We start from the raw sequence: 21,991 nt of genomic DNA, 5'->3' as shown, positions 1-21,991 counted from the left end.
CGGGGGCTCCGAGCAGCTCCCGCGTCGACGCCTCCCTTCCTACCCGGCGACCCGCCCCTGGACCCGCGGATCCCAGCGGGCGGCCATCACGATCCGGTCTCGATCCGCGGCGCCGGACCGGTGGGGTCGACAGGAACGCTGCCACCGATCTGCCGGATCGATGTGGGAAACGGCCCGCCGCGGTTGATAATCGACGCCATGACCTCGCCGTCGACGATCCCCGGAGCCCCTCGGCGTCGCTCGTCGGTGCCCAAGCGCGTGGCCCAGGCCGTGCTCGCCGGGGTCCTCGCCCTGGGGCTCGTGCTCGCCACGACCGGGGCCAGCGGCGAGCACCCCGGCGAGCAGGTCACCTCGGTGCTGGCGGGACAGCCGGTGCGCCTCAACCTGCCGCCCACCGACGAGCCCAAGGGCGTGGCCGTCTTCTTCCACGGCCAGGGCGGCAACGTCAACGACAAGATGGACGGTCCGTGGCTCGACGCGCTGCGGCGCGACGGCTGGGTGGTCGCCTCGTCCCTCTTCCACCGGGAGGCCTGGGGCAACCCCGCCTCCACCGAGGACACCGAGCGCCTCATCGCGTGGGCCGAGGAGCAGGGCGGCGCGGAGGTCAAGCTCTTCATCGGCACCTCGATGGGCGCCACCACCTCGCTCAACGCCGTCGTGCACGGCATCGAGTCGCCGCCGTGCTGGTACGGCGTGAAGGCCGCCGTCGACATGCGCACGATGGGCAACGTGCCGGGCGCCGACGGCTTCATCCGCGCCGCCTACGACGGCGAGCCGTGGCCCTTCGTCCGCAACCCCGTGGACAACGCCTCGCGCTTCCCCGCCGACGTGCGCTACCGCTTCGTCGCCTCGCCCGTCGACCCCTACGTGCCCTTCGAGGACAACACCGAGGTCATGGCGGGGCGGCTGCGCGAGGCCGGCGCCGAGGTCACGGTGCGGCCGGTGCAGGGCCCCCACGACGACCCGTCGCACTACAGCGCCTTCGACCTGGTGCGCTTCGCGAACTCCTGCGCCTGAGCAGGCCCAGCGACAACCCCAGCGGGCGGGCCAGCTGCTCGGCGTACTGCGTGGTGACGTGCCCGCCGTCGCGGTAGGGCACGGTCGAGCCGACCACGGCGGGGCAGTCGTCGCCCGCGCAGAACCACTGCCGCGTGCGCACCGAAGCGACACCGACGGCGTCCGCCGCCCGCACCTGTGCGGCGGCCGCGGCGCGGTGGTCGGGACGCTCGTGGGTCAGGCAGGCCCGCAGCGACCGCGGGCGCGAGGACAGGCACGGCCCCGGGTCGTCGGCCAGGATCGGCACGTCGGCCAGCAGCACCGTCCGCCCCGCCGCGGCGTCGAGTCGTTCCAGCAGGGCGGTCGTGCCGCGGCGCACCGCGCGGGCGGTCTCCTCGGGGTCGTCGACCACCTCGCCGTCGACGAGCACGCCCCTGCTGGTGCCCGGTGAGCTCGAGACGACCACGAGGTCGGGCCGGAGCCGCTCGACCTGCTCCAGCGCCCAGCGCTTGAAGTCGTCGCAGGCGGTGAAGGGCTCCGTGGTGCCGCCGCGCAGCGAGGTCACCAGCCACGGCACGCACTGGGGCTTGGCCAGGTAGTAGGCGCGGTAGCCGGCCTGCTCCGCGATCGGCTCGAGCGCCGGGATCCAGTGGCGGGCGTGGGAGTCGCCCAGCAGCACCACGGTGCGCTCGGCGTCCTGGTCGCCGCGGGGACACAGCTCGCGGTTGGTGTCGTCGCGGTAGTCGCAGCCGGCGAGGTCGGCGGTGGAGTCGAGCAGGCGGGTCAGCGGGGGACTGAGGCGACGCGGCACGGCGCGCCCCTCACGGCTGGCCCGCGCCGAGGCGCGCACCAGGGCGGTGGCCGGGTCGTCGGTGCCGAGCTCGCGCCGCCAGTCGTCGGGCAGCGTGATCGCCGCGCCGCGGCCGACCTCGCCCTGCGTGCGCTGCACGTAGGCGCCGGCGGCCACCGCCGAGGACACGACGAGGGCCAGCGTGGTGGGGTAGAGCACCAGCCCGCGCCACGGCAGCGCGAGGCCGCGGGCGCGGCGTACGGGGTCCTCGACGAGGCGCGTGGTGAGCGCGGCGAGCAGCAGGGTGAGCCCGGCCAGGGCGATCTTCTCGCCGAGCGTGAGCGCCCGGTCGACGTGCACGGAGGGGATGACGACGAGCGGCCAGTGCCACAGGTAGATCGAGTACGACCAGCCGCCGAGCAGCTGCAGCGCACGCAGCGACAGCGCCCGGTCGACCAGGGAGCGCGTGGCCGTCGCGCCGGCGAGCAGCACCGCGAGGGTGCCGAGCACGGGCACCAGCGCGGCGGTGCCGGGGAAGGGGGTGGCCGGCGTCAGCCGCAGGCAGGCCCAGCCGACGGCGGCCAGCCCGGCCAGCGCCAGCGGCTCGACGACCGCGCGGGGCAGGGTGCGCCTCGCGGGCCAGGCGGCGACGGCCACCGCACCGAGCGCCCCCAGAGCCAGCTCCCACGCGCGGGTGAGGCTCGAGAAGTACGCCGCCGTCGGGGTCTCGCCCGTGCGGTGCGCCGACCAGGCCAGGCTGGCGGCGGCCACGACCACCAGCACACCGGCCAGCGCTCCCAGCGGCACCGGCTGGGCGGGCTGGGCGGGCTGGTCGGGCCCGGCGGCCCGGTCGGAGGCACGGGCCCGGTGCCGGCGCCGGGCCAGGAGCACGACGGCGAGCAGCAGCAGCGGCCACACGACGTAGAACTGCTCCTCGACCGCCAGCGACCAGTAGTGCTGGACCGGCGAGGGGGAGAGGTCCAGCGCGAAGTAGTCGGTGCCGCGCTCGGCGAAGCGGACGTTGGCCGCGAAGGCCGCGGCCCACACGACGTCGACGAACGCCTCGGGGGCGCGCAGCGGGCCCAGCCACAGCGCCGAGGCGACCGCGGTGGCCACCAGGACCAGCGATGCCGCCGGCAGGATCCGTCGGGCGCGGCGGGCGTAGAAGTCGGTGAGCGAGAGGCCGCCCGTGCGGGCGACCTCGCGCAGCATGAGCTGGGTGATGAGGAAGCCCGAGACGACGAAGAACACGTCGACGCCGACGAACCCCCCGGTGAGGGGGCCGAGGCCGAGGTGGCCCAGGACGACGGTGACGACCGCGACGGCACGCAGTCCCTGGACGTCGGTGCGCAGGTGCGTTGCGCGCGCGGGGGACGGGCTCACTGGCCACCACGCTAACCGCCGCGCGCTCGGTGAGCCGGGCGGGGGACCCTCGGCGCGGCGGCGCCCGGGTCAGGCGGCGCGCAGCAGGCCGGGGCCGAAGACGAAGCGGGCGACCTCGATCCGCAGGGCCACGCGGGCGGGGTTCTCCCGCGGCTGGCGGTAGCGCGCGGCGTACCGCTCCTCGGCCCGGGCGACCTGCTCGCGGTCGTCGACCACCTCGGCGGTGCCCTCCACGGTCGACCACCGCGCGCCGTCGACCTGGCAGGCGGCCACCAGCCGGGAGCCGGCCGGGTCGGCGAGGTTGAGCGCCTTGCGGCTGGTCACCGAGGTGATCACCCACGCACAGGCGCGCTCCGGGTCGAGCGCGACCCCCACCGGCACGACGTGCGGGCGCCCGTCGGGCCGCAGGGTGGTCAGCGTGCACAGGTGGCGCTCGGTCCAGAAGGCCAGCAGCGGCTCGGGCAGGCTGTCCCAGCCGGGGGTGAAGGCGCTCATGACGGGCAGCCTAGGCGTCGCCGGCCACCGTGGCCGGCCCGACCTCAGATCCAGCGGGCGAACCACATCCGGTCCAGCCACTCGCCGTTGGTGAGCAGCCCGTTGGTCCAGATCGGCCAGAACCACGCGAAGTTGACCAGGGTCAGCACGAGGAAGGCCCCGGCGACGACGACGCCGACGGTGCGGCGGGTGGAGGGGCCGCGCCGCCGGCCGACCAGCGCCCCGATGGCCAGCGTCAACGACAGGACGATGAAGGGCAGGGTGACGATGGCGTAGAAGGAGAAGATCGGCCGGTCGTCGTAAGCCAGCCACGGCAGCCAGGTCGAGGCCACGCCGACCACGGCGAGGCCGTGGCGCCAGTCGCGGGCCCCGAGCCACATCGCGGCCGAGAACACCAGGGCCAGGATGCCGGCCCACCAGATCGTCGGGGTGCCCAGCAGGAGCACCTGACGCAGGCAGTCGCTGCCCTCCGGGGCGGTGCAGCCGCGCGTGCCGGGCTGGATGCCGGTGTCGGCGGCCACGCCGACCGAGCGGTTGAGCAGCAGCCACCCCGCGGGCTTCGAGGCGTAGCTGTGGGTGGAGCAGTCGAGGAAGTTGGTGTGGAAGGTGTAGACGTCCTGGTGGTAGTACCAGAGCGAGCGCAGCGACTGCACGACCTCGGCCGGGCCGGAGGCGTCGGGCTCGGTGGCGGTGGGCCAGCGCGCGTCGGGGTCGGGGTCGTCGGAGACGAAGGAGTCGCCCTCGCAGTGGCCCTGGCCGGTGAACTGCGTGTACTGCGTGGAGGAGAGCGCCTCCTCGTACTGCCCGGCGTGCACCAGCCACCCGCCCCACGTGCCGACGTAGACCACCGCGGCGACGCCGACCAGCTGCACGAAGGCCGGCAGGCCGTCGACCACCGCCGAGCGGAGCACGGCCGCGCGCACGCCGAAGGAGCGCCGCGCCCCGCTGCTCCACAGCCACACCAGGACGCCGAGTGCGGCGAGGGGGTAGAGCGCGGTCCACTTGGTGCCGATCGCCAGGCCGAAGCAGATCCCGCCCAGCAGCAGCCACGGGCGCAGCAGCAGCCCGCGCACGGGTCCCCACCCCCCGGTGAGCGGCACGGGCTGCAGGCGGGCCATGCGGGCGCGGTGCCAGTCGCGGTCGTTGACCAGGCACGCCACCGCGCAGAGGGTGAAGAAGGCCAGGAAGATGTCCAGGAGCGCCAGGCGCGACAGCACGAACTGCAGCCCGTCGAGCATCAGCAGCAGCCCCGCGACCAGACCGAGCACGGTCGACCCGGTGACCCGTCGCGCCAGGCGGCACATCACGAGCACCATGAGGGCGCCCACGACGGCCGAGGCGACCCGCCAGCCGAAGGGCTCCATGCCGAAGACCTTCTCGCCCAGCCCGATCAGCCACTTGCCGACCTCGGGGTGCACGATCATCGACGGATCGCCCTTCCACACCCCCGTGGTCGTGCCGGCGAGGATCTTCTCGTCGGCACCGTCGACGTACTCGCGGACGTAGCCGTGGTTGACCAGCGACCAGGCGTCCTTGGCGTAGTAGGTCTCGTCGAACTCGAAGACCTTCGGCTCGCCCAGGCGCCACAGCCGCAGCACGAGAGCGAGCAGGGCGAGGCCCAGCGCGGCCGACCAGCCGATGAAGGGGTCCTCGACGCCCAGCCGGCCCCTGGCCCGCTGCCACGCGGTCGGGAGGGTCTCGCCCGCCGCGGTGCCGGAGAGCCCGCGTGCCGCTCCCGGGTGCGGCGCCTGCGTGGTCGTCACGGGGGTGGACTCTACGGGGCGCCACCCCGGCGCCGTGGGGCTTCGGGGCCGAGGGGCGACCGCGACGGGGTGCGGGATCGGGCATGATCGGCCCATGCCTGCCGCCCCCGACCCCGCCCGCACCGGGCCGCCCCGGGAGCCGGGGGAGCCGGGAGTGCTCGTGCTGGCCGCGACCCCGATCGGTCGCGTCGCCGACGCCCCGCCCCGGCTGTCGCAGGAGCTGGCCGACGCCGACGTCGTCGCCGCGGAGGACACCCGCCGGCTGCGGCGCCTCACCACCGACCTCGGGGTGACGGTGACCGGGCGCGTCGTGTCGTACTTCGAGGGCAACGAGAGCGCCCGCACCCCCGCGCTGCTCGAGAGCCTGCTGGCCGGCGACCGCGTGCTGCTGGTGACCGACGCGGGCATGCCGAGCGTCTCCGACCCGGGCTACCGCCTCGTGGCGGCCGCCGTGGAGGCCGGGGTCCTCGTGACCGCCGTGCCGGGACCGAGCGCCGTGCTCACCGCGCTCGCGGTGAGCGGGCTGCCGGTCGACCGGTTCTGCTTCGAGGGCTTCCTGCCGCGCAAGGCCGGCGAGCGGGCCCGTCGCCTGGCCTCGCTGGCCGCCGAGGAGCGCACGATGGTGTTCTTCGAGGCCCCCCACCGCACCGAGGCCGCGCTCGCCGCGATGGCGCAGGCCTGGGGCGAGGACCGCGCCGGCGCGGTGTGTCGCGAGCTGACGAAGACCCACGAGGAGGTCCGGCGCGGGCCGCTCGGCGAGCTGGTGACCTGGGCCGCCGAGGGCGTGCGGGGCGAGGTGACGATCGTGGTGTCGGGGGCGGCTGTCACCATGGCCGTCGACAACGACCCCGCCAGCCTGCGGGCCGCCGTGGCGGACCTCGAGGCCGGCGGCACCCGCCGCAAGGAGGCGATCGTGGAGGTGGCCCGCATGGCCGGAGTGCCCAAGCGCGAGGTCTACGACCTCGTCCACAAGCAGGTCCCCCAGCAGACCGGGGAGCGGTCCGGGGAGCAGCACGGACCCGCCGGGGGTGGGGTCCGGTGAGCACCCGCCACCCCGACCGCGTCACCGAGGTCCACCGCGACGGGCTGGTGCTCGACGTCCTCGACGAGGGCCCCCTCGACGGCGACCCCGTCGTGCTGCTGCACGGCTTCCCCGAGCGCGCCACCTGCTGGCGCTCGGTGGCTCCGCTGCTGCACGCGCAGGGCCTGCGCACCTTCGCCCTCGACCAGCGCGGCTACTCCCCGCGCGCCCGTCCCCGCGGCCGCCGCGCCTACCGCGTCGCCGAGCTCTCCGCCGACGTCACCGCCCTGCTCGACCTGCTGGTGGGCGAGCCCGGGCCCGGCGGCGTGCGCGGCCAGGAGAGCAAGGTCCACGTCGTCGGCCACGACTGGGGCGCCATCGTGGCCTGGCACGTCGCCACGACCCGCCCCGACCTGGTGCGCTCGCTCACCGCCTTCTCCGTGCCCCACCCCGCTGCCTTCGTCTCCTCGCTCGTCTCCTCGCGCCAGGGCCTGCGCAGCTGGTACGTCGGGGCCTTCCAGCTCCCGGGCGGTGCGGAGTGGCTGGCGGGACGCGGCACGTTCGAGCGGCTGCTGCGCCGCGGGGGGATGAGCGCCGACGAGGTGGCCCGCTTCCGCCGCGAGATCCTCGACGACGGCGCCCTGCCCGGGGGCCTGGCGTGGTACCGCGCGCTGCCCTGGACCGACCGCGACGCCGCCCGGCAGCAGGTCACCGTGCCGACCACGATGGTGTGGAGCGACGGCGACTCCTTCATCGACCGCGGCGCGGTCGAGCGCTGCGGTCGCCACGTCGACGCGCCCTACCGCCTGGTCGTGATGCCGGGGGTCACCCACTGGATCCCGACGCAGGCCCCGGAGCCCGCCGCGGCCGCGATCCTGGCGCGCGCCGAGGCCTCGTGACCGGGCCCGACCCCGCGGCGGGGCCGGCGGGCCCCACCCGTGCCCGGGCCGCGGTCGACGAGCGGGGCAGCCGGCGCAACCGCGAGCGGCCGCCGGCTCCCGACCCGCTGCCGCACCCGGTGGTCGACAACCACTGCCACCTCGACATCGCCGACGCGGGCGAGGGCGACGACTGGCTCTCCACCGCCGACGCCCTGGCCGCGGCCGCGGAGGTGGGCGTGACGCGCATCGTGCAGATCGGCTGCGACCTGCCCGGTGCCCGCTGGGCGGTGGAGGCCGCCGCCGCGCACGACGCGCTCGTCGCCGGCGTCGCGCTGCACCCCAACGAGGCCCCGCGCCTGGCCGCGGAGGGGCGCCTGGAGGAGGCCCTCGCCGAGATCGAGGAGCTGGCGCGGGCCCACGACAAGGTCCGCGCGGTGGGGGAGACGGGCCTCGACTTCTTCCGCACCGGCGAGGACGGCCGGGCGGCCCAGGAGGAGTCCTTCCGCCGTCACGTCGACCTGGCCAAGCGGCTCGACAAGACCCTGGTCATCCACGACCGCGACGCCCACCAGGCCGTCCTCGACGTGCTCGACTCCGAGGGGGTGCCGGAGCGCTGGGTGATGCACTGCTTCTCCGGCGACGCCGCCTTCGCCCGGGCCTGCCTCGACCGCGGCGCCCACCTGAGCTTCGCCGGCACCGTGACGTTCAAGAACGCCGACGCGCTGCGCGAGGCGCTCGTCGTGGTGCCGCGCGACCGCCTCCTGGTGGAGACCGACGCGCCCTTCCTCACCCCGACGCCGTGGCGGGGTCGACCCAACGCCTCCTACCTCGTGCCGCTGACCGTGCGGACGATGGCGCAGGTGCGCGGCGACGACCTCGAGCAGCTCTGCGCGGCGCTCGACGCGGCCACCGAGGCCGCCTTCGGCGGCTCCTGGTGAGCGTTTTTACCTTCCGCCCCGCCCCACCGGGCGGGTCACGGCGTTCTGCCTGGTGAGGCGGGCTGAGACCGGTCCCTACCCGGGCCCCGACCCGGGGAGAGCCTGCTCACGTTTTCCGCAAGATCCGCCCGACGGGTTTGCGTGACCCCCGTGCCGGCTGGTCCTCTGGAGCACAGACCGCCGGGATCGGGACCGATCCGGCCGGGCCTCCGACGCTCGCACAGCGAGCGCGGGCAGCGCCCCCGCACCCCTCTCGCCGCCGCGCGGGAGTGGCGCGCGGGAGCAGGCCGGGCCTCCCGAGAACCGGAGAGCACGACGTTCGGAGCAGTGTGCCTTCCCAGCAGACGAGCAGCCTCGCCCACCGTGTGGGCGCCCTCATCGCCGCAGCAGGGCGCAGCCGCGCCCTGGTCGTCGGACTCACCGCCGTGGTGGTGCTGGCCGTGGCCGGCACGACCCTCGGCTACGCCTCCCTCGGCAAGTCGGTGACGGTCTCGCTCGACGGCCAGGAGCGCGAGATCACCTCGCGCGCCGGCACCGTCGGCGAGGTCCTCGAGGCCGAGGGCATCGAGGTGGGCCAGCACGACGAGGTCGCCCCCGACCTCGGGGAGTCCGTCGAGGACGGCAGCGCGATCAGCGTGCGCTTCGGCCGCCCGCTCGAGGTGAGCGTCGACGGCGAGGAGGAGACCTACTGGGTCACCGCCACCGACGTCGCCGGGGCCCTGGACCAGATCGGCCGCGGGTTCACCGACGCCGACCTGTCGCTGAGCCGCGGCGGCTTCATCGACCGCAGCGGCGCCTCGCTCGAGGTGGTCACGCCCAAGCGCCTCACGCTGGCGCTGGCCGGCAAGAAGCCGGTGGAGCGCGAGATCACCGCGCTCACCGTCGAGGACGCCCTCGACGAGCTCGGCGTCGAGGTCGACCGGAGCGACAAGGTCCGTCCCTCCCTCGACACCGCGCTCGAGGACGGCGACAAGCTCGTCTTCACCGACATCCGACGTGTCGAGCGCACGGTCAAGGGCGAGAGCCTGCCCTTCGGCACCGTCGAGCGCTCCGACTCCTCGCTCTACGACGACCAGACCTCGGTGGTCCGCGAGGGCCGCGCCGGCAGCCGCAACGCCACCTACGCCGTGACCATCCGCAACGGCGAGGTCGTGGCCCGCAAGCTCGTGCGCAGCACCCTCACCTCGGCGCCGGTCGACCGCGTCGTCGCGGTCGGCACGAAGGAGCGCCCCGCCCCGGAGCCCGAGCCCGCCGCCCCCGTCTACAGCGACGGCGGCACCGTGTGGGACAGCCTCGCCCAGTGCGAGTCGGGCGGCAACTGGGCCATCAACACCGGCAACGGCTACTACGGCGGCCTCCAGTTCAGCCTCGGCACCTGGCAGGCCTACGGCGGCACCGGTCTGCCGAGCAGCGCCTCGCGCGAGACCCAGATCGCCATCGCCACCAAGGTGCGCGACGCCTCCGGCGGCTACGGCGCCTGGCCGGGCTGCGCGGCGTCCCTCGGCCTGCCGACCTGAGTGCTGGCACTACGCTGACCCGCATGTCCCACCCCCCCGCCGGTCCCGCGGTCCCACGACTGCTCGGGCCGGCGGAGGTGCGTCTGCTGGCGGCCGAGCTCGACCTGCGCCCCACCAAGCAGCGCGGCCAGAACTTCGTCATCGACGCCAACACCGTGCGTCGCATCGTGCGCGCGGCCGAGGTCACCGCCGCCGACACGGTGCTCGAGGTCGGCCCCGGCCTCGGCTCGCTCACGCTGGCCCTGCTGGAGACCGCGGGCCGGGTCGTGGCCGTGGAGGTCGACCCCCTGCTGGCCGGTCGCCTGCCCGCCACGATCGAGGAGTTCGCGCCCGGCCGGGCCGACCGCTTCGAGGTCGTGCTCGCCGACGCCATGCGCGTCGCGGAGATCCCCGGGCCGCCGCCGACCGCCCTGGTGGCCAACCTGCCCTACAACGTCTCGGTGCCGGTGCTGCTGCACCTGCTCGGGCTGCTGCCCAGCCTGGAGCGCGGCCTGGTCATGGTGCAGGCCGAGGTCGCCGACCGGCTCGCCGCCGAGCCCGGCTCGAAGGTCTACGGCGTGCCCTCGGTCAAGGCGGCGTGGTACGCCGACGTGCGCCGCGCCGGCTCCGTGGGCCGCAACGTGTTCTGGCCCGCGCCCAACGTCGACTCCGGGCTGGTGGCCTGGACCCGCCGCGAGCCGCCCGCCACCACCGCGACCCGCGCCGAGGTCTTCGCCGTGGTCGACGCCGCCTTCGCCCAGCGTCGCAAGGCCCTGCGCGGTGTCCTGCGGGGCCTGGCCGGCTCAGCGGAGGCCGCGACCGCCGCGCTCGAGGCCGCGGGGGTCGACCCGATGGCTCGCGGTGAGTCGCTGCGCGTCACCGACTTCGTGCGGATCGCCGAGGCCCTCGGGGCCGTCGCCGGGCCCGGCGCTGACGGCTCCGTCGGCTCGGGCCCGGGGGAGGCGCCGGCGTGAGCGTCACGGTGCGGGCCCCCGCGAAGATCAACCTCCACCTCGGCGTCGGCTCGCTCGGCGCCGACGGCTTCCACCCGCTCGCCACGGTCTACCAGGCCATCGGCCTCTACGACGACGTCACCGTGCACGACGCTCCCTCGTGGGCCGTGGAGGTGCGGGGCGAGCGCCACGTGCGCGTGCTCGACGTGCCCGCCGACGACGACAACCTCACCGTGCGCGCCGGGCGCGCCCTGCTGGCCCACCACGGCCTCGAGCGGGCCGCACGCATCGAGATCCACAAGGGCATCCCGGTGGCCGGGGGCATGGCGGGCGGCTCGGCCGACGCGGCGGCCACCCTGGTGGCTCTCGACCGGCTCTGGGACCTGCAGACCCCCGACGACGACCTGCTGGAGGTGGCCGGCCGGCTGGGCAGCGACGTGCCCTTCGCCCTCCTGGGCGGCACGGCCCTCGGCGAGGGCCACGGGGAGCAGGTCAGCGCGGTCGACGACGCCGGTGCCTGGTGGTGGGTGGCGGTGCTCAGCGACCGCGGCCTCTCCACCCCCGAGGTCTACCGGCGCTTCGACGAGAGGCTCGACGGCCTGCGCCTGCCGGCGCCCGAGGTGCCCGGCGCGCTGCGGGTCGCGCTCGGCCAGGGCGACCCCGGCCGCCTGGCCCAGACCCTCGCCAACGACCTGCAGGCGCCCGCGCTCGACCTGCGGCCCGACCTGGCCGCGGTCTTCGAGGCAGGCGCCTCGGTCGGTGCACTGGCCTCGCTGCTCTCCGGCTCCGGGCCCACGGTCCTCATGCTGTGCGACGGGATGCCCCACGCCCAGGAGGTCACCGCCGGCCTCACCGCGCTGGGTCACGAGTCCGTGCTGGCGGCCCCCGGTCCGGTCGCCGGCGCCCACGTGGTCGAATACGCCTGACATGCCCAACCTCCTCAACCTCGAGCGCGTCTCGAAGTCCTACGGCGTGCGGCCCCTGCTCACCGACGTCTCGCTCGGCATCGGCGCCGGCGAGCGCATCGGCATCGTGGGCCGCAACGGCGACGGCAAGACCACGCTGCTCGAGGTCATGACCGGCCTCGAGGAGCCCGACACCGGTCGCGTGTCGCGCCAGCGCGGGCTGCTGGTGGGCTACCTCCACCAGGGTGACGAGCTGCTCGACACCCACACCGTGCGCGAGGCCGTGCTGGGCGGGCGCTCCGACCACGAGTGGGCCGCCGACTCCCGCACCCGCGAGGTGGTCGAGGTGCTGCTGGCGGGCGTCACCCTCGACCGCTCGGTCGCGGGCCTGTCCGGTGGGGAGCGCCGCCGCTGCTCGCTGGCCGCCCTGCTGCTGGGCGAGCACGACCTGGTCGTGCTCGACGAGCCCACCAACCACCTCGACGTCGAGGCCGTGGCCTGGCTGGCCGCCCACCTGGTGCAGCGCAGCTCGGCCATGGTCGTGGTGACCCACGACCGCTGGTTCCTCGACGAGGTGTGCCAGTGGACCTGGGAGGTCCACGACGGCCAGGTCGACGCCTACGAGGGCGGCTACGCCTCCTTCGTGCTGGCCAAGGCCGAGCGCTCCCGCCAGGCGGCCGCCGCCGAGACCCGTCGCTCCAACCTGGCCCGCAAGGAGCTGGCCTGGCTGCGCCGCGGCCCGCCGGCGCGCACCTCGAAGCCGAAGTTCCGCATCGACGCCGCCAACGCCCTCATCGAGGACGTGCCGCCGCCGCGCGACCGGCTCGAGCTGCAGCGCTTCGCGACCCAGCGCCTGGGCAAGGACGTCGTCGACCTCGAGGACGTCGACCTCGTGCGCGGCGAGCGACGTCTGCTCCACCACGCCACCTGGCGCCTGGGCCCGGGGGACCGCGTCGGGATCGTCGGCGTCAACGGCGCCGGCAAGACCTCCGTGCTCTCGCTGCTCTCCGGCGCGCTGGCCCCGGCCTCGGGCAAGGTCAAGCACGGCCGCACGGTCGCGCTGCAGCACCTCACCCAGCAGCTCGACGACCTCGACCCCGACGGTCGCGTGCTACCCACGCTGGAGTCGATCCGGCGCGTCAGCAAGACCCTCGACGGGGTGGAGCTGACCGCGACCTCGCTGCTCGAGCGCTTCGGCTTCACCGGTGACAAGCTCACCACCCGCATCGGCGACCTCTCCGGTGGGGAGCGCCGCCGCTTCCAGCTGCTGCGGCTGCTGCTGACCGAGCCCAACGTGCTGCTGCTCGACGAGCCCACCAACGACCTCGACATCGACACCCTCAACGTGCTCGAGGACTTCCTCGACGGATGGCCCGGCACCCTCGTCGTGGTCTCCCACGACCGCTACTTCCTCGAGCGGGTCACCGACTCGGTGTGGGCCCTGCTCGGCGACGGCCAGATCGCGATGCTGCCGCGCGGCGTCGACGAGTACCTCGAGCGGCGCACCGCGGCCCTCGCGGTCTCCACGACCCCCACCACGAGCGAGGCCGCGGCGACGGCCGCCACCGCCGCGGCTGCTGCAGCGTCCCCGGCGGGCGCCCCTCCGGCGGCGGCGTCCTCCACCCGCGCCAAGGCGGGCTCGGCCGAGGAGCGCGCCGCCCGCAAGGCGGTGGCCCGGATCGAGAAGCGCCTGGCCCGCATCGCCGAGCAGGAGGCCGCCCTCAACGCCCAGGTGGTCGAGCACGCCCAGGACTACGCCCGCCTGGCCGACCTGGGCGCCGAGCTCGCCGTGCTGGCCGACGAGCGCGACGAGCTCGAGCTGGAGTGGCTCGAGGCCGCCGAGGTGCTGGAGTAGCCACCCGCGTGGCCCTCTCCCCCGGGAGGGTGACCGGGCCCCGATTTTCCTGGCGTGAGGTGCGTCACTCAGGTCTCATGGGGGTACGCCGATGAGGACGGTGTACCCCCGACCGCGAGGAGGCCCGATGGCGACCACCCGTCACCGCGACGTGCTCGTGCTCTCCGGTGGTGCCTCGCGGGGCGCCGTGCAGGTCGGCATGGTGCAGGCGCTGCTCGAGTCGGGCGTGCGCCCCGCCGCCTACGTCGGCACCTCGGTGGGCGCCCTCAACGCGACCTTCCTGGGCAGCCACGACGGACCCGACGCGGGCGAGCAGCTGGCGCGACGCTGGCGCGGCATCGACACGCGTGAGGTCTTCGCGGTCAGCCACGGGACCCGTCGGGGACACCTCGCGCGACACCCGGCCCCGCTCTGCGCCGCCGACGGGGTCGCGCGGCTGGTGCGGCGCTGGGCGCCGTACGTGAGGCTGGAGGACCTGCCGGTGCCGGTGCGGGTGGTCACCACGCGCCTCGACAGCGGGGTGGCGGTCTACCACGACCGCGGCGACCTCCTCGACGTGCTGCTCGCCTCGACCGCGCTGCCCGGTGTCTTCGACCCGGTGCGCCTCGCCGACCCGACCTCGGGCTGGCAGGTGCCTCACGTCGACGGCGGCCTCGCCGACCTCGTGCCCGTCGCCGGCGCCCGCGCGCTGGCGCCGACCCGGGTCTGGGTGCTCGACGCCACGGTCCCGACCCGCATCGAGCGGGTGCGCTCTCCGCTCGACGCCCTGCTGGCCGGGCTCGCGGAGTCGTTGCGGGTGCGCCCCGCGGTCGACCTCGGCGACGTCGAGGTGCACCACCTGACCGCCCCCGACCTGGGCGTGAGGATGCACGACTTCCGCCGCACCGAGGAGCACATCGCGCTGGGCCGGGCCTCGGTCGCCGCCGCCCTGGCCGGGCCGGCCGACCAGGTCGAGCCCGTCGCTGTCCCGGCGGCCGAGGCCCCGGTGACCGGGCCCGCGGCCCCGGTCGCGCCGCAGCGGCCCGAGCCGTCGGTCGCCGCCTGACGCGGGCCGGTCCGCGCGCGGACGGGCGCGGGTCAGGAGAAGGGCACGAGCAGGGTGCGCAGCAGGCGGGCCAGCTGCTCGCGCTCGCGCACCGGGAGGTCGACCAGCAGCGCGTGCTCGGCGGCGATGAGCGCCCCGAAGGCCTCGTCGACCGCCGTCTTCCCCTGCGGGGTGAGTCGCACGATGACCCCACGCCGGTCGTCGGGGTCGGGGGAGCGCTCCACGAAGCCGCGGGCGGCGAGCCGGTCGACCCGGTTGGTCATGGTGCCGCTGGTCACGAGGGTCTCGCGCAGCAGCCGCCCGGGGGAGAGCTCGTAGGGGGCGCCGGCGCGACGCAGCGCGGCCAGGACGTCGAACTCCCACGACTCCACGTCGGCGGCGGTGAAGGCCTCGCGGCGGGCCAGGTCGAGGTGGCGGGCGAGGCGGGAGATCCGGCTGAAGACGGCCACCGGGGCGAGGTCGAGGTCGGAGCGCTCGCGCGCCCACGCCTCGATCAGCTCGTCGACCTCGTCCCGCATGGGGCCAGCCTAGGCCACATCGAGAATCTTGACGTCAAGAGGTGTTAGTGTCTTGACGTCAAGACACTTCTCACGCGTGACGACCCGACGGAGCGAGGACGACGTGCACGACCTGACCTGGGACCCCGAGCGCTACCTCACCTACGCCGACCAGCGCGGTCGTCCCTTCGTGGAGCTGCTCGCCCGCGTCGGCGCCACCACCCCCGACCTCGCCCCCGCCGACGTGCTCGACCTGGGCTGCGGCCCGGGCAACCTCACCGAGCTGCTCGCCCGGCGCTGGCCCGACGCCACCGTGCGCGGCCTCGACAGCAGCGCCGAGATGGTCGCCGCGGCCCGCGAGCGGGGCGGGCCGGTCGACTACGAGGTCGGCGACCTGCGCGACTGGGCCGAGCGCGCCGAGGAGCAGGTCGACGTGCTGCTGACCAACGCCACGCTCCAGTGGCTGCCGGGCCACCTCGAGCTGCTGCCGCGCCTGGTCGCGCGCGTGCGCCCGGGCGGCTGGTTCGCCATGCAGGTGCCGGGCAACACCGGCGAGCCCAGCCACGAGCTGCGCCGCGAGCTCGCCGCGGAGGCGCCGTACGCCGCCCACACCGCGGGGGTCTCCTCGCCCGCCAGCCACGACGCCGTCGCCTACCTCGACGCGCTGGTCGCGGCCGGCTGCGTCGACGTCGACGCGTGGGAGACCACCTACGTGCACGTGCTCACCGGCGAGGACCCCGTCTTCACCTGGATCTCCGGCACGGGCGCGCGACCGACCCTCCAGGCCCTGCCCGACGCGCTGCGCCCCGACTTCGAGGCCGAGCTGCGCCGTCGCCTGGCCCGCGCCTACCCCCGTCGCGCCGACGGGTCGGTGCTGCTGCCCTTCCGTCGGGTCTTCGCCGTCGCGCGGGTGCCGGAGGCCCGGCGGTGAGCGCCCGGCTCCACCACGTGCAGGTGTCGTGCCCGCCCGGGGGCGAGGACGACGCGCGCCGACTCTGGGTCGGGGCGCTGGGGCTGGTCGAGGTCGAGAAGCCGCCGGCGCTGCGGGCGCGGGGTGGGGCGTGGTTCCGCTCCTACGACGAGCAGGGCCGGGTCGTCGCCGAGGTGCACGTGGGCGCCGAGGCCGACATGGTGCCCGCCCGCCGCGCCCACCCGGCGCTGCTGCTCGACGACGAGGCGGCCCTCGAGGGCGCCGCCGACCGGGTCGCCGCGCTGGGCCTGGAGGTCGACCGCAGCGAGCGCGGCACCTTCCCCGGCTACCTGCGCCTGCACGTCAGGGACGCCGCGGGCAACCGCGTCGAGCTGCTCGCCCCGGGGCCGGACTGAGGGGTCGGACCGGGGATCTGACCGGGCGCCTGGCCGGGGTCCGGGGCTGGACGGCAGCGCCGCCCGAGGGCGACCCCTCGGGCCAGGCGGGGGGAGCCCGTCCCGAGGGGCCGTCCACGTGCGGCGCCGCCGGCGCCGGCCGTGACGGCCGTGGTGCCGGGGCGCGGTGGGGGCACGACCCGGCCGGTGCGGTCGACGGTAGCACCGGCGGGGCCTCCCGGTCCGACCGGTCGAGACCTGCGGTGCGGCGGTCCCGGACGTGCCGCGCGGGCGGTGGGACAGGTGCTGGCGGCAGAAGTTACCGTCGAGTAATGTGCGGCCCATGAGTCAGGTCCTCTCCCTGTGGCGCACCACCAGCAACCTCCCCGTGATCGGCCGGAGCGTCGGCACCCGGGTGTTCTCGGTCCTCTTCGGTCAGAAGGCGCCCTACTTCGCCTCGATCCGCCCACGCTTCACCGTGCTGGAGCCCCACCGCGCCGAGCTCGTGATCCCGAAGCGTCGCGCCGTGCACAACCACATCGGCACCGTGCACGCCATCGCGCTGTGCAACGGCCTCGAGGCGGCCATGGGTGCCCTGGCCGAGGCCTCGATCCCCTCCGACAAGCGCTGGATCCCCCAGGGCATGGAGGTCCGCTACACCGCCAAGGCGACCAGCGACATCACCTGCATCGCCGAGACCGACCCCGAGCAGTGGTCCTCCGAGACGCTGCCCGCCGCCGGGGGCGAGGTGCCCGTGCGGGTGCGCGGGGTGCGCGACGACGGCACCGTCGTCATCGAGGGCGTCATCCGGCTCTGGGTCACCCCCAAGCCCGCCCGCGCCTCCTGACTCGGCGGCCGGGCCGGGGCCGGGCCCGGGGCCGCGGCGCGCGTTGGGTGGGCGCCACGGTGCCGCCGTACCCTGGGACGGCCATGACTGCTGCCCCCGAGACCGTTCCCGCCACCGAGAAGTCCGCCGAGGCCGCGGCCGACGTCGCGACGGCCACCCGCACCTACGAGGTCCGCACCTACGGGTGCCAGATGAACGTCCACGACTCCGAGCGGCTCACCGGCCTGCTGGAGGACGCGGGCTACGCCCCCTTCGCCCGCCCCGGGGCCGGCGAGGCCGGCACCACCGCGGAGGCCGTGCCCGACGTGGTGGTCTTCAACACCTGCGCCGTGCGGGAGAACGCCGACAACAAGCTCTACGGCAACCTGGGCCACCTCGCCTCGGTCAAGGCCCGCCACCCCGGCATGCAGATCGCCGTCGGCGGCTGCCTGGCGCAGAAGGACCGCTCGACGATCACCGAGCGCGCGCCCTACGTCGACGTCGTCTTCGGCACCCACAACATCGGCTCGCTCCCGGTGCTGCTGGAGCGGGCGCGGGTGCAGGAGGAGGCACAGGTCGAGATCCTGGAGTCGCTCGACGTCTTCCCCTCCACGCTGCCGACCAGGCGGGAGTCGGCGTACGCCGCCTGGGTGAGCGTGTCGGTGGGCTGCAACAACACCTGCACCTTCTGCATCGTGCCCGCGCTGCGCGGCAAGGAGCGGGACCGCCGCCCCGGGGAGATCCTGGCCGAGATCGAGGCGCTGGTGGCCGAGGGCGTCAGCGAGATCACCCTGCTGGGGCAGAACGTCAACGCCTACGGCGTGGAGTTCGGCGACCGGCAGGCCTTCTCCCAGCTGCTGCGCGCCTGCGGGAGCATCGAGGGGCTCGAGCGGGTCCGCTTCACCTCGCCGCACCCCGCGGAGTTCACCGACGACGTCATCGAGGCGATGGCCGAGACCCCCAACGTCATGCCCTCGCTGCACATGCCGCTGCAGTCGGGCTCCGACAAGGTGCTCAGGGACATGCGCCGCTCCTACCGCTCGGCGAAGTTCCTCGGGATCATCGAGCGGGTGCGTGCCGCGATCCCCGACGCCGCGATCACCACCGACATCATCGTCGGCTTCCCCGGGGAGACCGAGGACGACTTCGCCGAGACGCTGCGCGTGGTCCGCGAGTCGCGCTTCGCCAGCGCCTTCACCTTCCAGTACTCCAAGCGCCCCGGCACCCCCGCCGCGACGCTGCCCGACCAGGTGCCGCCCGCGGTCGTCAAGGAGCGCTACCAGCGCCTGGCCGCCCTGGTCGACGAGATCGCCTGGGAGGAGAACAAGGCCCTCGTGGGGCGCACCGTCGAGCTGATGGTGGCCGAGGGCGAGGGCCGCAAGGACGCCGAGACGCTGCGCCTGTCGGGCCGGGCGCCCGACAACCGTCTCGTGCACTTCGCCGCCCCCGAGGAGCGCGTGCGCCCCGGCGACCGGGTCACGGTGGAGATCACCCACGCCGCTCCGCACCACCTGGTCGCCGACCGCGTGCTCGGCTCGCGACGCACCCGGTCGGGCGACGCGTGGGAGGCCCGCACCGCCGCCCCCGCCGCGAGCGCCGGCGTGGGGCTCGGCATGCCGGGCGTCGGCGTGCCGGCCCCGCTGCCGCCCGTCAACGCCTGCGGCTGACCCGCTCCAGCGCCGGCGGGCGGGGTAGCCGAACGGGCACAGTGCCTGTGCCCGGGGTGCCGAACCGTCCCTGACCCGCGCGACGTCGCGGGTCGACCACCGTGCGGGCCGGGCTGATCGGCACTGTGCCCGTTCGTCTCCGGCGACGTCCGGCGGGAGCGACGCTCAGACGGGGGCGTCCTCGTCGTCGGCGTCGGGACCCTCGTCCTCGCCGCCGGGGGAGCGGGTGGCCTTGGTGCTGGTGTCCTCGCGCTCGCGGGTGGCCACGGGGGAGTCCTCGGTGGCCGGGTTCGACTCCGGGGGGAGGTCGGGCACGATGACCTCCTGCTCGCCGGTGTCGAGGGCGTCGGCGCCGCCGGGGTTGGGCTCGCCGGGCTCGATCGAGGGCTCCGGCATGGGGCCCAGGTCGCCCTGGTCCTGCGCGGTGTTCTCGTCGGTCTGGTCCTGGGGGGTCTCGCTCATCGGGGCCTCCTGGGTGTCGGGGGTCGGGTGTGCGGGGGTCGGGTGGAGTGCTGCGGCGGAGGGTCCGCCGGCTGCGTCAGAAGCCGAAGGTCGAGTACGGCGTGGTCGTGCCGGCGCCGAGGGCCGAGAGCACGGCCCGCTCGTGGGGCACCACGGGCTGCGGCAGCTCGCCGAGCTCGCCGAGACCCACCCAGCGCAGGCCGGCGCACTTCTCGGGCTCGACGACGCGCGGCTCCCCGGTCCAGGCGCGCGCGGTGAAGAAGAAGTCGATGCGCTCGTCGATCGGCTCCCCGCCGCGCGTGCGGTGCATCGCGGTGACGAAGGTGAGGTCGAGGCCGCTCACGCCGAGCTCCTCGGTGGCCTCGCGCTGGGCGGCGGCGTAGGCCGTCTCGCCCTGCTCCACGTGGCCGGCGGCGGCCGCAGCCCAGTGGTCGTCCATGTAGCCGGTGCCCCGGCGCAGCTGCAGCAGCACCTCGGTGCCGTGGGCCCCGTCGCGGGTGAGGAAGACGTAGGCCGCCGGGACGACCACGAAGCGACCGAGCTCCTGGGGGGTGCGGCCGGCCGGGGTGGAGGCGGTGGTCACTGGGACGGCTGGTCCAGGGAGGTCTCGGCGTTCTCCTCCTGGGCGGCCTCGGCGGCCTGGTCGCCGTCGCCGCCGCCGGGCAGGTCGCTGGAGTGCTCCCCGGGCGGCTCCTCGGTGAGGTCGTAGGCGTCGTTGCGCTCCTCGGGCACGGGCTGGCTCATCGGGGGCCTCCTGCGGGGCCGGTGGGCCCGGTCGGACCCGCGGGGCCGGCGGGCCCGTCGCGGAAGTCGTCGTTCTTGCCGTCGAGCTTGTCGAGGCCGTCCTTGGCCTTGGCCACGCCCTTGGCGATCTTGTCGCTGTGCTTGCCGCCGGTGCGCTTGTCGGCGGCCGCGGCGGCCTTGTCGATGCCACCGGAGATCTTGTCGCCGTGCTTGTCGACGGCGTCGCTGACCTGGCGCTTGACCTTGTCGAGCCTGGCCTTGTCGAAGAGGCCCATGTCGTCTCCTGTGTCGCCTCGGGATGGCTGGGATGTCGCGTCGTGCCGGGTGGTCGCCGCGGGGGCGGTCCGTGCTTGCCACACTAACGACATGACCAGCGCCGACGGGACGCCCGAGGGGGTGTGCGGACCCGTGCCCGTGGTGGCGGTCGTCGGGGCGACGGCCTCGGGCAAGACCGCGCTGTCGCTCGACCTGGCCGAGGCGCTGGGCGGCGAGGTGGTCAACACCGACGCCATGCAGGTCTACCGCGGCATGGACGTCGGCACGGCCAAGCTCCCCGTCGGGGAGCGCCGGGGTGTGCCGCACCACCTGCTCGACGTGCTCGACGTGCGCGGGTCGGCCAGCGTCGCGCAGTTCCAGCGGTGGGCCCGCGACGTGGTCGACGACCTCCGTGGGCGGCGCCGCGTGCCGGTGCTGGTGGGCGGCTCGGCGCTCTACACCCGCGCCGTGCTCGACCGCTTCGACTTCCCGGGCACCGACGAGGCGCTGCGCTCGCGGCTGGAGGCGGAGCTGGCCGAGGTCGGGCCGGCGGCGATGCACGCCCGTCTCGCCGCCGTCGACCCGGAGGCCGCCTCCCGCATCCTGGTCGAGAACGGTCGGCGCACGGTGCGCGCGCTCGAGGTGGTCGAGCTCACCGGTCGCCCCTACAGCGCCTCCCTGCCCCGCCTGGAGTACGTCGGGCCCGCGACCGTGCAGGTGGGCGTGGACATCGACCGGCCGACCCTCGACGCCCGCATCGAGCAGCGGGTCGACGCGATGTTCGCCGGCGGCCTGGTGGCCGAGGTGGAGCGGCTGCTGGGCGAGGGCCTGGCGGAGGGGCGCACGGCGGTGCGGGCCATCGGCTACCGCGAGGTCGCGGCGTACCTCGCCGGGGAGCTGGGGCTCGAGGAGGCGCGCGAGCGCACCGTGAGCGCGACGCGGCGCTTCGCGCGGCGCCAGGACGGGTGGTTCCGCAAGGACCCCCGGGTCGTCTGGGTGCGCCACGACGACCCGGAGCGGCTCGACCGCGCGCTGGAGGCCGTGCACCGCGCCGTGGACGGGGCAGGATCGACCCCGTGACCCGGGTGACCTACTACACCGCGACCACGCTCGACGGCTTCCTCGCCGACGAGCACGACTCCCTGGACTGGCTCTTCACCCAGGACACCGACGCCGACGGGCCCATGGGCTACACCGGCTTCATCGCCGGCATCGGGGCGATGGTGATGGGCGCGACCACCTACCAGTGGCTGCTCGACCACGCCGCCGCCACCGGCGAGCCGTGGGGCTACGACATCCCGTGCTGGGTCTTCACCCACCGCACCTTCCCCGAGGCCGAGGGCGACGTCCGGTTCGTCGGCGGCGGGGTGGAGGAGGTCTGGCCCGAGGTCGTGGCGGGAGCGGCCGGGGGCGACGTGTGGGTCGTCGGCGGCGGCGACCTGGCGGCGCAGTGGGCGCTGGCCGGCCACCTCGACCGCCTGGTGGTCTCGATCGCGCCGGTCACGCTGGGGGCGGGGCGCCCGCTCTTCCCCCGTCCCTTCGACCTCAGGCTGGTCGACCTGGCCCGCAACGGCGACCTGCTCTGCGCGACCTACGACGTGGTGGGCCCGCGCGGCTGAGGCCGCGCCGAGGGGTCGCCACCGCGGGCCGGTGAGGCCTGCCGTCGGTCGGCGACCTGGTGCAGGATGGGCGGCACCCGCAGGCCGCCCCCGGG

Annotated in this window: 23 protein-coding genes; 15 read left to right on the top strand and 8 right to left on the bottom strand. The window is 75.4% G+C overall.

All coding sequences use genetic code 11. The annotated features are described in order from the left end of the window. Positions 1 to 198: 198 nt before the first annotated feature. Entirely contained in the window at positions 199 to 1,017 is an 819-nt protein-coding gene (locus M3673_RS05725; protein ID WP_193663785.1) for a S9 family peptidase, read from the top strand. Here the strand turns inward: M3673_RS05725 and M3673_RS05720 are convergent. The 3 genes from M3673_RS05720 to M3673_RS05710 all read right to left on the bottom strand — a co-directional run bounded on the left by M3673_RS05720 (position 929) and on the right by M3673_RS05710 (position 5,427). Next, complete coding sequence (locus M3673_RS05720; RefSeq protein WP_251532531.1) at positions 929 to 3,169, bottom strand: acyltransferase family protein; 2,241 nt, start codon at positions 3,167 to 3,169, stop codon at positions 929 to 931. The two genes, M3673_RS05725 and M3673_RS05720, sit on opposite strands and share 89 nt — an antisense overlap. Positions 3,170 to 3,238: 69 nt before the next feature. Beyond that, positions 3,239 to 3,664, bottom strand: coding sequence for a pyridoxamine 5'-phosphate oxidase family protein (locus M3673_RS05715; protein WP_251532530.1), 426 nt, complete (start codon positions 3,662 to 3,664; stop codon positions 3,239 to 3,241). A gap of 44 nt (positions 3,665 to 3,708) precedes the next feature. After that, positions 3,709 to 5,427, bottom strand: coding sequence for a phospholipid carrier-dependent glycosyltransferase (locus M3673_RS05710; RefSeq protein ID WP_251532529.1), 1,719 nt, complete (start codon positions 5,425 to 5,427; stop codon positions 3,709 to 3,711). Between the two features lie 94 nt (positions 5,428 to 5,521). Between M3673_RS05710 and rsmI the strand changes: the two genes are divergently transcribed. The 8 genes from rsmI (at position 5,522) to M3673_RS05665 (ending at position 14,521) form a co-directional block, all read left to right on the top strand. Then, positions 5,522 to 6,469, top strand: coding sequence for a 16S rRNA (cytidine(1402)-2'-O)-methyltransferase (gene rsmI / locus M3673_RS05705; RefSeq protein WP_251532528.1), 948 nt, complete (start codon positions 5,522 to 5,524; stop codon positions 6,467 to 6,469). Then, the gene (locus tag M3673_RS05700) at positions 6,466 to 7,347 is read left to right on the top strand and encodes an alpha/beta fold hydrolase (protein ID WP_056904899.1); all 882 of its coding nucleotides are present in this window, start codon (positions 6,466 to 6,468) and stop codon (positions 7,345 to 7,347) included. Before rsmI ends, M3673_RS05700 begins: the two co-directional genes overlap by 4 nt. Then, on the top strand, positions 7,344 to 8,267 hold the full coding sequence (locus M3673_RS05695; protein WP_251532527.1) for a TatD family hydrolase: 924 nt from the start codon (positions 7,344 to 7,346) through the stop codon (positions 8,265 to 8,267). Before M3673_RS05700 ends, M3673_RS05695 begins: the two co-directional genes overlap by 4 nt. Before the next feature lie 329 nt (positions 8,268 to 8,596). Beyond that, the gene (locus tag M3673_RS19115; protein WP_308196100.1) at positions 8,597 to 9,784 is read left to right on the top strand and encodes a ubiquitin-like domain-containing protein; all 1,188 of its coding nucleotides are present in this window, start codon (positions 8,597 to 8,599) and stop codon (positions 9,782 to 9,784) included. 23 nt (positions 9,785 to 9,807) lie between these two features. Further along, the gene (gene rsmA / locus M3673_RS05680; RefSeq protein WP_251532526.1) at positions 9,808 to 10,737 is read left to right on the top strand and encodes a 16S rRNA (adenine(1518)-N(6)/adenine(1519)-N(6))-dimethyltransferase RsmA; all 930 of its coding nucleotides are present in this window, start codon (positions 9,808 to 9,810) and stop codon (positions 10,735 to 10,737) included. Then, a complete protein-coding gene (locus M3673_RS05675) occupies positions 10,734 to 11,642 on the top strand; it encodes a 4-(cytidine 5'-diphospho)-2-C-methyl-D-erythritol kinase (protein ID WP_251532525.1) in 909 nt (302 codons plus the stop codon). The genes rsmA and M3673_RS05675 overlap by 4 nt, the downstream gene beginning before the upstream one ends. 1 nt (position 11,643) lies before the next feature. After that, the gene (locus M3673_RS05670; RefSeq protein WP_193663570.1) at positions 11,644 to 13,476 is read left to right on the top strand and encodes an ABC-F family ATP-binding cassette domain-containing protein; all 1,833 of its coding nucleotides are present in this window, start codon (positions 11,644 to 11,646) and stop codon (positions 13,474 to 13,476) included. Positions 13,477 to 13,603: 127 nt separating this feature from the next. Beyond that, positions 13,604 to 14,521, top strand: a complete 918-nt coding sequence (locus tag M3673_RS05665) for a patatin-like phospholipase family protein (RefSeq protein ID WP_251532524.1) — start codon at positions 13,604 to 13,606, stop codon at positions 14,519 to 14,521. Between the two features lie 32 nt (positions 14,522 to 14,553). Here M3673_RS05665 and M3673_RS05660 read toward each other — a convergent pair whose 3' ends face one another. Further along, positions 14,554 to 15,039 (bottom strand): MarR family winged helix-turn-helix transcriptional regulator, encoded by a 486-nt coding sequence (locus M3673_RS05660; protein WP_056865738.1) that lies wholly within the window; start codon positions 15,037 to 15,039, stop codon positions 14,554 to 14,556. 76 nt (positions 15,040 to 15,115) lie between these two features. On the opposite strand from M3673_RS05660, the gene M3673_RS05655 reads away from it, so the two are divergent. The 4 genes from M3673_RS05655 to miaB all read left to right on the top strand — a co-directional run bounded on the left by M3673_RS05655 (position 15,116) and on the right by miaB (position 18,816). Continuing rightward, on the top strand, positions 15,116 to 15,949 hold the full coding sequence (locus tag M3673_RS05655) for a methyltransferase domain-containing protein (RefSeq protein ID WP_251532523.1): 834 nt from the start codon (positions 15,116 to 15,118) through the stop codon (positions 15,947 to 15,949). After that, positions 15,946 to 16,344, top strand: a complete 399-nt coding sequence (locus tag M3673_RS05650; RefSeq protein WP_251532522.1) for a VOC family protein — start codon at positions 15,946 to 15,948, stop codon at positions 16,342 to 16,344. The genes M3673_RS05655 and M3673_RS05650 overlap by 4 nt, the downstream gene beginning before the upstream one ends. A 322-nt stretch (positions 16,345 to 16,666) precedes the next feature. Then, the gene (locus M3673_RS05645; RefSeq protein ID WP_193663416.1) at positions 16,667 to 17,170 is read left to right on the top strand and encodes a hotdog fold domain-containing protein; all 504 of its coding nucleotides are present in this window, start codon (positions 16,667 to 16,669) and stop codon (positions 17,168 to 17,170) included. 83 nt (positions 17,171 to 17,253) lie between these two features. Beyond that, positions 17,254 to 18,816, top strand: a complete 1,563-nt coding sequence (gene miaB / locus M3673_RS05640; protein WP_285838979.1) for a tRNA (N6-isopentenyl adenosine(37)-C2)-methylthiotransferase MiaB — start codon at positions 17,254 to 17,256, stop codon at positions 18,814 to 18,816. A 165-nt stretch (positions 18,817 to 18,981) separates the two neighbouring features. On the opposite strand, the gene M3673_RS05635 is transcribed toward miaB, so the two are convergent. From M3673_RS05635 to M3673_RS05620, 4 genes are all read right to left on the bottom strand, one after another. Beyond that, positions 18,982 to 19,278, bottom strand: a complete 297-nt coding sequence (locus tag M3673_RS05635; RefSeq protein WP_251532521.1) for a hypothetical protein — start codon at positions 19,276 to 19,278, stop codon at positions 18,982 to 18,984. A 76-nt stretch (positions 19,279 to 19,354) separates the two neighbouring features. Further along, positions 19,355 to 19,861: an NUDIX domain-containing protein gene (locus tag M3673_RS05630; protein WP_251532520.1), complete on the bottom strand. Its 507-nt coding sequence runs from the start codon at positions 19,859 to 19,861 to the stop codon at positions 19,355 to 19,357. Further along, complete coding sequence (locus M3673_RS05625; RefSeq protein WP_156718300.1) at positions 19,858 to 20,022, bottom strand: hypothetical protein; 165 nt, start codon at positions 20,020 to 20,022, stop codon at positions 19,858 to 19,860. Before M3673_RS05625 ends, M3673_RS05630 begins: the two co-directional genes overlap by 4 nt. Next, positions 20,019 to 20,297 (bottom strand): antitoxin, encoded by a 279-nt coding sequence (locus M3673_RS05620; RefSeq protein ID WP_056865743.1) that lies wholly within the window; start codon positions 20,295 to 20,297, stop codon positions 20,019 to 20,021. The genes M3673_RS05625 and M3673_RS05620 overlap by 4 nt, the downstream gene beginning before the upstream one ends. 91 nt (positions 20,298 to 20,388) lie before the next feature. Between M3673_RS05620 and miaA the strand changes: the two genes are divergently transcribed. Then, the gene (miaA, locus tag M3673_RS05615; RefSeq protein ID WP_251532519.1) at positions 20,389 to 21,357 is read left to right on the top strand and encodes a tRNA (adenosine(37)-N6)-dimethylallyltransferase MiaA; all 969 of its coding nucleotides are present in this window, start codon (positions 20,389 to 20,391) and stop codon (positions 21,355 to 21,357) included. Continuing rightward, on the top strand, positions 21,354 to 21,896 hold the full coding sequence (locus M3673_RS05610) for a dihydrofolate reductase family protein (RefSeq protein WP_193663381.1): 543 nt from the start codon (positions 21,354 to 21,356) through the stop codon (positions 21,894 to 21,896). Before miaA ends, M3673_RS05610 begins: the two co-directional genes overlap by 4 nt. The last annotated feature ends 95 nt before the right edge of the window (positions 21,897 to 21,991 follow it).

It is taken from the genome of Nocardioides sp. P86, from assembly GCF_023712465.1.
Lineage (GTDB): Bacteria > Actinomycetota > Actinomycetes > Propionibacteriales > Nocardioidaceae > Nocardioides > Nocardioides kribbensis.
The sequence above is the reverse complement of the archived record's forward strand: the minus strand, read 5'-3'. Positions and strand labels throughout refer to the sequence as shown.